The sequence below is a fragment of the Acidiphilium sp. 34-64-41 genome, from assembly GCF_002282635.1.
Taxonomy (GTDB): Bacteria; Pseudomonadota; Alphaproteobacteria; order Acetobacterales; family Acetobacteraceae; genus Acidiphilium; species Acidiphilium rubrum.
On sequence record NZ_NCJX01000105.1, the window covers coordinates 1 to 9,141 of the forward strand.

7 protein-coding genes are annotated in these 9,141 nt (G+C 59.9%); 3 read left to right on the plus strand and 4 right to left on the minus strand.

All coding sequences use genetic code 11. From position 1 onward, the window contains the following. From B7X49_RS16385 to katG, 3 genes are all read left to right on the plus strand, one after another. On the plus strand, positions 1-735 hold a 735-nt coding region (locus B7X49_RS16385), incomplete at its 5' end, for a methyl-accepting chemotaxis protein (RefSeq protein WP_286840222.1). A 301-nt stretch (positions 736-1,036) separates the two neighbouring features. After that, entirely contained in the window at positions 1,037-1,552 is a 516-nt protein-coding gene (locus B7X49_RS16390; RefSeq protein WP_286840225.1) for a hypothetical protein, read from the plus strand. Between the two features lie 157 nt (positions 1,553-1,709). After that, positions 1,710-4,022 (plus strand): catalase/peroxidase HPI, encoded by a 2,313-nt coding sequence (gene katG, locus B7X49_RS16395; protein ID WP_408735602.1) that lies wholly within the window; start codon positions 1,710-1,712, stop codon positions 4,020-4,022. Positions 4,023-4,595: 573 nt separating this feature from the next. Here katG and B7X49_RS16400 read toward each other — a convergent pair. The 4 genes from B7X49_RS16400 to B7X49_RS16415 all read right to left on the minus strand — a co-directional run bounded on the left by B7X49_RS16400 (position 4,596) and on the right by B7X49_RS16415 (position 8,852). Continuing rightward, the gene (locus B7X49_RS16400; protein WP_286840231.1) at positions 4,596-5,681 is read right to left on the minus strand and encodes a hypothetical protein; all 1,086 of its coding nucleotides are present in this window, start codon (positions 5,679-5,681) and stop codon (positions 4,596-4,598) included. 377 nt (positions 5,682-6,058) lie between these two features. Next, positions 6,059-7,456 (minus strand): serine hydrolase, encoded by a 1,398-nt coding sequence (locus B7X49_RS16405; protein WP_286840233.1) that lies wholly within the window; start codon positions 7,454-7,456, stop codon positions 6,059-6,061. A gap of 400 nt (positions 7,457-7,856) precedes the next feature. After that, on the minus strand, positions 7,857-8,291 hold the full coding sequence (locus B7X49_RS16410) for a hypothetical protein (RefSeq protein ID WP_286840235.1): 435 nt from the start codon (positions 8,289-8,291) through the stop codon (positions 7,857-7,859). 282 nt (positions 8,292-8,573) lie between these two features. Beyond that, on the minus strand, positions 8,574-8,852 hold the full coding sequence (locus tag B7X49_RS16415; RefSeq protein WP_286840237.1) for a hypothetical protein: 279 nt from the start codon (positions 8,850-8,852) through the stop codon (positions 8,574-8,576). Between the last annotated feature and the right edge of the window lie 289 nt (positions 8,853-9,141).

A 9,141-nucleotide genomic window follows, 5' to 3' on the forward strand; every position in this document is an offset into this window, starting at 1 on the left:
GACCAGATCACCGCAACCGTCCGTAAAACCGCCGAAGGCGCGGTCGGCGCCCGCAATGTCGTGGCCGAGGCGAAGCAGGATGCGGAACTCTCGGGCCAGATCGTGCACGAAGCCGTCCAGGCGATGAACGGTATCGAAAAATCCTCCCAGGAAATCAGCAATATCATCGGCGTCATCGATGAAATCGCCTTCCAGACCAATCTTCTGGCATTGAACGCCGGCGTCGAAGCCGCCCGCGCGGGTGACGCCGGGCGCGGCTTCGCCGTGGTCGCCTCGGAGGTCAGGGCCCTGGCACAGCGATCAGCCGACGCCGCAAAAGAAATCAAGACCCTGATTTCCGCATCAGGACGGCAGGTGGAAACCGGCGTCAGACTCGTGGGTGAAACCGGCCAAGCCCTCACGCGGATCGTCGAGCGCGTCGGTCAGTTGAATAACGTCGTGGCCGATATCGCAGCGTCCACCCAGGAACAATCAACCGCCCTGCACGAGGTCAACACCGCAATCAATCAGATGGACCAGACCACCCAGCAAAATGCCGCCATGGTCGAGCAAAGCACGGCCGCGAGCCACAGCCTCGCAGGCGAAGCAGAAGAACTGTCAAACCTGGTCGGCCAATTCGCCATCGGTGAAACCACCCACACCCAATCCCAAAATCCCCCCCGCCGCCGCGCACCCATCACCAAACCCCCAACCGCCCAACATTCCACACAAAGCCGCTTGGCCCGGGCCGGTTAGTCATCAGTACGTCGTGAGGGCAGGGCAACACGTGTGGTTCTGTGGTGACTGCCGCGATCATCGACAGCGTCCGAAGATCTTCCGTTGCTTGCGGCAACGGAACCTTTGCCTTCTTCGCCAGAGCGTCAACATCGTCGGAAAATGGGGGCATATCGACCCGTCGGCGTTCGACACAGGTAAGACTATCAACGGCAAGAAGCGCCATGCCCTGCTAAGTCTGTCGAACCTAAGAAACCGACGCGCCCAAACCACTAACAATCTTCGCTTGCCCACCCCCCACCCACCCGGCCTATAAACCGGTGTGACCACGCCCCGCCCGGCCCTGACCGCCGCCCAGAAAACCCAATGCATCCGAGCATTGCTGGCAGTCCTGTGCGACCTGATGCTCGCCCTGTGCGATGCCGCCGGCATGCCCGCCACGCTCCACCGCGCCATCAGTTCCTATTTCGCCGCGCTCAACGCGCAATGCGCTGCCATCCTTGCCAATCGCCCAGCCGAAACCCCCAACCGTGCAACCACCCCGCCTTACCCCGTGACAACGCGCCGGCCGAGCCGGACGAAACCGCGCGGACGCACCCGACCGAATCCCCCGATCAGCCTCATCCCACGTCGCGGCCATCCCACAGTCAGCGCCGCCCGACCCTGGCCGTCCCCCGTCGTTCACCGAACGAAACTCCACCCCAAACCTCACACATTTTGCACGCCTAAATCGTTACGATTTCATAACGAAAGTGCCACCCCGATCGATCACGTCTCGCCGCGCCAGGCCGGCACCGCCCGCCAGTTTGCACATTACGACCGCGTTAAACATTCTTGAGCGCGCCGGCGACTTTGAAAGCACCCGATCCATGAATGTAGGGTTGTAGCGGGCCGCCACGCTCATTACCTCGAACCCAAGCGACCGCGACGCCCGACGAATGCCCGATCGCATCGGCGGCAACCGGCCCGGCGCAAGGAGATTTATGATGAACGACATGATGGTCGACAAAACCAACACCGCCACCCATGAAATGCTCGGTAAGTGCCCCTTCGGCGGCGACCGGGTGGGGGGTGCGTTCGGCACACCCCCAACCCTCGAAAACTGGTATCCAGATCGGCTCAGAGTGGAGTTGCTGCATCAGAACGGCCTGGCCGCCGATCCACTCGGCCCTGATTTCGACTACGCGGCGGAATTCGCGAAACTCGACTTCGCCGCCCTCAAGCGCGACATCAAGCAATTCCTGACGACCCCGGTTGCCTGGTGGCCGGCCGATTATGACAATTACGGCCCGCAGATGATCCGCATGGCGTGGCACGCCGCGGGCACCTACCGGATCGCGGACGGCCGCGGCGGCGCCGGCACCGCGATGCAGCGCTTCGCCCCGATCAGCAGCTGGTGGGATAACGGCAATACCGATAAATCGCGCCGCCTGCTGCAACCGATCAAACACAAATACGGCAGCGCCCTGTCCTGGGGCGATCTGATGATCCTGACCGGCAATTGCGCCCTCGAGATCATGGGCTTCCCGACCTACGGGTTCGGCGGCGGCCGGCTCGATGCGTGGGAGGCCGATAACGCCACCTGTTGGGGCCCGGAAATCTGGGACCCGAAGGACGTGGCCAGCTTCGACAGCATGGTGACCCGCGACAAGCGCTGGCGCGGCAAAAACGGCGATGCGGATTATGACCTCGAAAACCCCCTCGCCGCCTCGCACCAGGCGCTGATCTACGTCAATCCCGAAGGCCCCTACGCCAACGGTGATCCGCTCGGCTCGGCGCGCGACATCCGGATTACGTTCACCCGCATGGCGATGAACGACGAGGAAACCGTGGCGCTGATCGCCGGTGGTCACGCGTTCGGCAAAAGCCATGGTATGGTCTCGGCCGCCGAGGTCGGGCCGCCGCCCGAAATCGCGCCGATGGAGGCGATGGGTCTGGGCTGGAATAACCCCAAGGGTCCGGGTTTCGCGCAATACACCATGACCAACGGCATCGAGGGCAGCTGGACGCCGAACCCGACGCAATGGGACAACAGCTATCTCGAAAACCTGTTCAAATTCGAATGGCAGCAGACCAAAAGCCCGGCCGGCGCCCTGCAATGGACCCCGACCGACCCCAACGCGCCGAAAACGCCCGATGCCCATGTCAAAGGTCAGATGAACGATCTGATGATGATGACCAGCGACATCGCGCTCAAGCTCGACCCGGAATATCGGAAAGTCTGCGAGAAATTCCTCGCGGATTTCGATGCCTTTACCCAGGCGTTTTCCAAGGCCTGGTACAAGCTGACCCATCGCGACATGGGACCGAAGTTCCGCTACCTCGGCCCGGAAGTGAAGATCGAAGACGATCTGCTCTGGCAGGACCCGCTGCCTGAGCGCGACTACGAGCTGGTCGGCGATGCCGAAATCGCCACGTTGAAGCAGGCGATCATGGCAACCGGATTGTCGGTGTCCGACCTTGCGTTCACCGCGATCTCGGCGGCGACGACGTATCGGGACAGCGACAAACGCGGTGGTGCAAACGGCGGTCGCCTCGCGCTCGCGCCACAAAAAGACTGGGCGGTCAATCGCCGCGCGGCACCGGTGGTTGAAAAACTGCGTGGCGTCATGGCCGATTTCAACGGCAAACAGGCGACCGGCAAACAGATCTCGCTGGCCGATCTGATCGTGCTGGGCGGGTGTGTCGCCGTCGAAATCGCGGCACGGGCCGCCGGTGTTCCGGCAAGCGTGCCGTTCACCCCGGGTCGCGTGGATACGACGCAAGCGCTGACGGACGTTGAAATGTTCACGTGGTTGAAGCCGATCGTCGATGGATTTCGCAACTATATCGACGACGACTTCAAACAGATTTCGCAGGGTACGGCGCCCGAGGAATTTTTCCTCGACAAGGCCAATCTGATGAAACTGACCGCACCGGAGTGGACCGTTCTGACCGGTGGGCTGCGGGTGCTGAACGTCAATCATGACGGCTCGGATCACGGCGTGTTCACCGACCAGGTGGGGGTCCTGACCAACGCGTTTTTCGTCAACCTGACCGACACCGATCTGGTCTGGGAAAAGACCGACGAAACGGCCATGCATTTCGTGCTCAAGGACCGCGCGACCGATACGCCGAAATTCCGCGCGACGCGGAACGATCTGGTGTTCGGCTCGAATTCGCAGTTGCGCGCGATCGCCGACGTCTATGCCGGCAGCGATGGTCAGCACCGCTTCGTCAAAGACTTCATTGCGGCGTGGGACAAGGTGATGATGCTCGATCGCTACGACGTGAAGGGCCACAAGCGCTACGCGCCGATGGCTGCCTGATCAAATCTGATTGAACGAACGGAACGGGGTCGCCGAAAGGCGGCCCCGTTTTCGTGTGGGAACCGTTCGTGATCCGCACCAGTTTGATCTCTGCCCGATCGCAAATTTGCCGAGTGGGCACCCGCCGAGAGTAAGGGATGTCGGTAGCGGGATGGGCGTGGGCAACGCGCGGGGACTTCCGGCGCGGGCGGATGCGCTGAAGCGGCCGTGACCGGATGGCTCGGCGCTTGGCGACGGGGTGGGGGCGGATGGTTGCAGGGTCAGGCGCTCGGGCTGGGGCGTCAGCCAGGATGGCAGCGCAATGCTCGTTCAACGCGGCGAAATAGGCGCGGACCGCGCGGTGGAGCGTGGCGGGCATGCCGGCGGCATCGCAGAGGGCGAGCATCAGGTCGCACAGGACTGCCAGCAATGCGCGGATGCATTGGGTTTTCTGGGTGGCGGTCAGGGCCGGGCGGGGCGTGGTCACACGCGTTTATAGGCCGGGTGGGTGGGGGGTGGGCGAGAAAAATGTTATTCGTTTCGAATTTTTCTTGTTTTAAATTCAACGATTAAGAATTTTCTCAGCTCATTTTGTTAGCGCGGCTGCGGCAAGCGGTCGAGTAGGATTTTCGGGACGTGGAGGATCTGGAGCGCGCGGAGGGTCTGGGCGCGGGACTGGGGCCAGAAGGCGGAGAGGAAGAGCAAAGCGGCACCGATCGCGAGGCCGATGACGGCCAGATTGCTGCTGACGACACCTGAGGCGTGGAAGATTTCGTTGAGGGCGACGACGACGTAGATCAGGGCCGATGCCAGGAAGGCGCGGCGGTCGACGGCAAGCGAGACAATAATCAGGATGAGATAGAGGACGACGGCGATGGCACCGTGTTCCAGCGTGGCGGTGGGCGGTTGAGCGACGCCGCCAATCAGGTGCAAGGCGGCGAAGATGGGATGGACGATGAGCGGGGCGGCGAGAAGATGGAGCCAGAATGCGACATCCGCGCGGTAGGTGGTGCGGGTGGGGTCGCTGAGATCCCAGCGCATGGCGTAGGCGAAGGTGGCGAGGCCGGCGATGAGGGTGAGTGCGTCAGGGAAGTTGACTGCGCCGGGGATGAGGATGATGACCAGGGTGGCGGCGGCGAAAAGGGTGGTGGCGGTGGTGCAGGCAATGGTGATCGGCACTTTGAAGCGACGCCAGTGCAGCCAGGCGCCGAGGGTAACGACGGCGGCGACGGCAAAAACGACAAATTCCGGCATACTGCGTGGTGACGGGAGTGAAACTTGCTTGTGGAATTCGAGCCACCAGGGGGATTGGGCGCCGATAAGGCCAAGGACCGCGTAAGCCAGGCCAAGAAGGAAGCCGAACAGCAGGACGATGCTGGGCAAAGCCATGCGGCGGCGGGCGGTGAAATAGAGTGCGAGGACCCAGGCCGTGGCGGCATCCGCCAGGCCAGTGCCGGTGGCGCTGGCGATGCGATCGCCGACGAAGCCGACGCCGACCAGGACCAGGATTGTGGCGATGGAGACGAAAATGTCGTTGAAGCCGGTGAGCAGGCGGAATTGTTCTTCATCGGCGCTGGCGGGGGCGCGATTATGGGCGATGAAGGCACGGAAATCCGCAGCGGTTTGCGGGGTCAGCACACCGGCCTGGACGGCATCGGTTAGGTCGGAGTCGGTGTACATATGGGCTTCGCCTATGACGGATACAGTGGGTCGTTAGCGCAGATGGTGTAAGACGGCCAGAGGTGCCGGGGGAGATTTGGTGGCAAGGACCGGCCGGTCAGGCGGTGCAGAATGCGAATTTGATCTGCGGCCTTCCGGAAACCGCAGGGCTAGATGGCGCCCCGGTCTGGCCGTGAGACTGCTTGCGGATTCGTATTGTCCGCTGTTTGCCTGTTACGCTGGGTGGCTATGCGGTTTGAGGCAGGATGATGATTCGAGACTGGTTTGAAACGGGCGGCGCGGACGAGGTCGAAGGAAGCGCTGCTTTTTCGTAAAAAAGCAGCAAAAAACTTTTGGTTCTCTGGTGGTTGGGGGGTGATTGCCTGGTGGATTCGGGGTCATCCGGGCGGGTTTTTTCCGGGGCCATAGGTGGTCGTCAAACGCTCTATGTGGGCGGCTTCGGTCAGAAACTCGTCGCCGCCGACATGGATTGCGATGCAGTCACCGTGCTCATCCAGCGTCCGTTCGACAGTTTCCCCGAACAATGCGTGCGCTTCGCTGCGTTTGAACCGCCCGGTCGTCAGCGTGAGGGGTTCGATCTCTTCAGGCTCGGCAAACGGGGTCGGTGAATCCGATGAGGTGTAGATGATGGTGTTTCCGAGCGGAATGAGATCGACCGTGGCCCAGATATTCCACCAGCGGCCCTGCCAGCTGCGCAGCGGATCGGCCGTGGCACCCGCAGCGGCGAAATGCTTCAGGATATGGACGATCGAACTGGACCAATCGGCGGCGGCGCCATCGATCGCGTTCGTGATGACCGATACGGCAAGATCGAGATTTGGAATGACGCAGGTTCGACTTTGATACCCCTGGAACGAGCCGCGATGGCCAAAATAATCGTTGTCTTCCAGCGCACCGCTCGCAATTCCGAAGCCGTAATAATTTTCGCCGCTTGATGGCGTTTCGCGCCAGTGCCGACGGGTAATCTCCTTGCGGCTGCGCACGGACAGAAAACTATGTGCGGCCTCCGGCGCCAGTTGTGAGAAAAACCTGACGAGATCGCGCGGCGTGGAGACAAAGCCGGTTGCCGGCGCCAAGGCTCGCGTCTGATTGGTGCCGGGAATCACCAGGCGGCCGATCGGCTGCTTTGCGGAATGGCCGCTGGCGAAGGGGTTGCGGATTGTGGCGTGATAGTCGGGAAATGTTTCGGTCAGCCCGGCGCGCGGAATCAGGTTTTCGGCCATCCATGAGACATAGTCCTGCGATGTGACGGCCTCGATCAACAGACCGAGCAGACCATAACCGACATTCGAATATTTGTGCTGCTCGCCAGGTTCCATGATCGAAGGCAGGCCAAGCTGGCGGCGCAGTTCTGCGGCGTCGGGCCACGGCATGACATCGTTCCAGTAATTCTGAACGTCGGCGTTCGCCGTCAAGCCTGCTGAATGGGTCATCAACTGGGCGACGGTTGCGCTGCCGAGGTCTGGGCGAAGCTGGTCGACATGGCGGCCGATCGGGTCGTCGAGCCTGAGTTTGCCTTGCTCGAACAGCACCATGATGGCGGCGGCGGTGAATGCTTTGGAGTGCGAGGCGACCCGAAACAGATGTCGTGACGTTAAAGGTTCCTGCGTGATCTGATTGGCGAGGCCAAAGGCGGCTTCGAATACCAGCCGGCCGCCGTGCTCGACCGCGACCGCACCGCCGGGTTGCTCCGCCATGCGCATTTGAAACGCGAGCCAGTGCTCGACATAGGCCAGCCCGTCTTGCAGCCACGCCTCGATATGCTGTGTCGACATTCGAAGATGAATCCCGGCTCGTGGCTGAATTGGCCAATTCATGGGTGCGAAGATGCATCGGGTTTTTATCGGTGATCGGATATTTTGTCGACGTCAGGGAGGCGGGCGTATAGCGATGCCGGGAGGGGCTTGGAGTGACCCGGATCGGTTGCGGGTTTTTGGCTGACGCTTGCTGCGGACGAACGAGATTGCGAGACAACGGCACGCTGCCGAGGCCCACCGGCGGTGCGGTCAGGATGATGGGTCTCAAGGTAATGCTCGTCTACGCTCGCCCCAGACGGTTGTGTATGGTTAGTAGGAATTCAGACAGATCAGCCCAGACATTGCTCAAGTTTGATGTCCTATGTCTTCCCACCCCCCCCCTCATTTTCTACGAGGTTCAGTATTCGGGCTGTCGATGCTAAATTTGTGAGGTGTTTGAAAGATTGTTGGCGGCTTCAATGGGGTCGTCGAACGCCATAAGGACTTCGTATAATGCCTCCTGGGCTTCCGATGGCTGGTCCAATTTTGGCAGATACGTTAGTGCGGAGGCGATTCGTGCTGAGGCGAAAAAACGTAATTCATCTACCTCATCCTGTTTTGATTTATTGGTTTTTTCATTCAATGAAAAATATCTGCCGTCGAAAAATTGAGCGATTTCGTGGGCTTTGGTTCCAATTGTTATGAGATTTTCCGATTCGGCAGATCGAATTATCGATAAGATCATTTCGTCATTGCTGGTTGCTGTGGCCGCCCTTTTGCAAAGAGATACTATGAGGGTCTGCTTCTCATTTACCGACATTTGTGTTAGTTTTTCTAATGGTCTTGGGAAATCGGGCTGCAGTCGGGATACCATTTGCGCATGTCTCGTTTTTCGGAGTGTCGGTCTGGTGTGATGGTTTGGAATTTATTCGGGTACCTATGCCTAATTGATTGCTCGATATCAGGCGTAAGATCGAAGCCGTGCATGGGTCGCACCTACCGCCATAATTTGTTTCGATGCCGAAGTCGCAGCTCGTGGTTTCCGATTGGGCGACGAGTTGGGCGAAGGTGGTTTCCATATTTTTGACCAGGGTGGGAAGCGCCAAGGGCCATCGGACAATGGGACACGCATGGCCTGTGTGGTGTGAATGCCTGGTTAAACTGTCAACAGATAGAGTTTGCGGGCCGCCTTGCTCGTGCTGTCGGCGTCTACCGTGTCCAGGCCGATGATGTCTTGGGCGAAATGGACCAGTTCGTCATAGATCGCTGCTTGATCCGGCCGTGCTGCCAGCAGGCGGCAGATCGGGATGACATAGGCGTCGTATTCATCGCGAGCATTTGAAAACGAACTGATGCCAATCGGATCCCAGTCGTTCCAAAGGATATCGCTTACAGTTTTTCGCAGTCGTGAGATTGCTTCGTTGTCGGTTGTCATGGCGATCCCGGGATAACGGTTACAACGCGGCCTGATTGGATATTCGTTATCACACGAAGATCATTGGATTTATCGAAATAACCATAGGTCCCCTTGGCTTCATTTGTACTAAAAAGATTGCCGGGTTTTATGGTATTTTCAACAGCCGAAGGCGGGATTCCACGATTTTGCATCTGGTCCAGCGCATGTCCTGAGAGGCTGACCCGGAACGTATCCGAAAGGACAATTTGTTCTTATTCAGTAAGTTGCCGGAGTTATGGTGGAACTGCTGGTCTGGCTTACGGCCGCA

Excerpts from the sequence above, each read along its gene's own strand:
- katG (WP_408735602.1), top strand. The coding sequence starts at position 1,710 with ATGATGGTCGACAAAACCAACACCGCCACCCATGAAATGCTCGGTAAG.
- B7X49_RS16400 (WP_286840231.1), bottom strand. The coding sequence starts at position 5,681 with ATGTACACCGACTCCGACCTAACCGATGCCGTCCAGGCCGGTGTGCTG.
- B7X49_RS16405 (WP_286840233.1), bottom strand. The coding sequence starts at position 7,456 with ATGTCGACACAGCATATCGAGGCGTGGCTGCAAGACGGGCTGGCCTAT.
- B7X49_RS16410 (WP_286840235.1), bottom strand. The coding sequence starts at position 8,291 with ATGGTATCCCGACTGCAGCCCGATTTCCCAAGACCATTAGAAAAACTA.
- B7X49_RS16415 (WP_286840237.1), bottom strand. The coding sequence starts at position 8,852 with ATGACAACCGACAACGAAGCAATCTCACGACTGCGAAAAACTGTAAGC.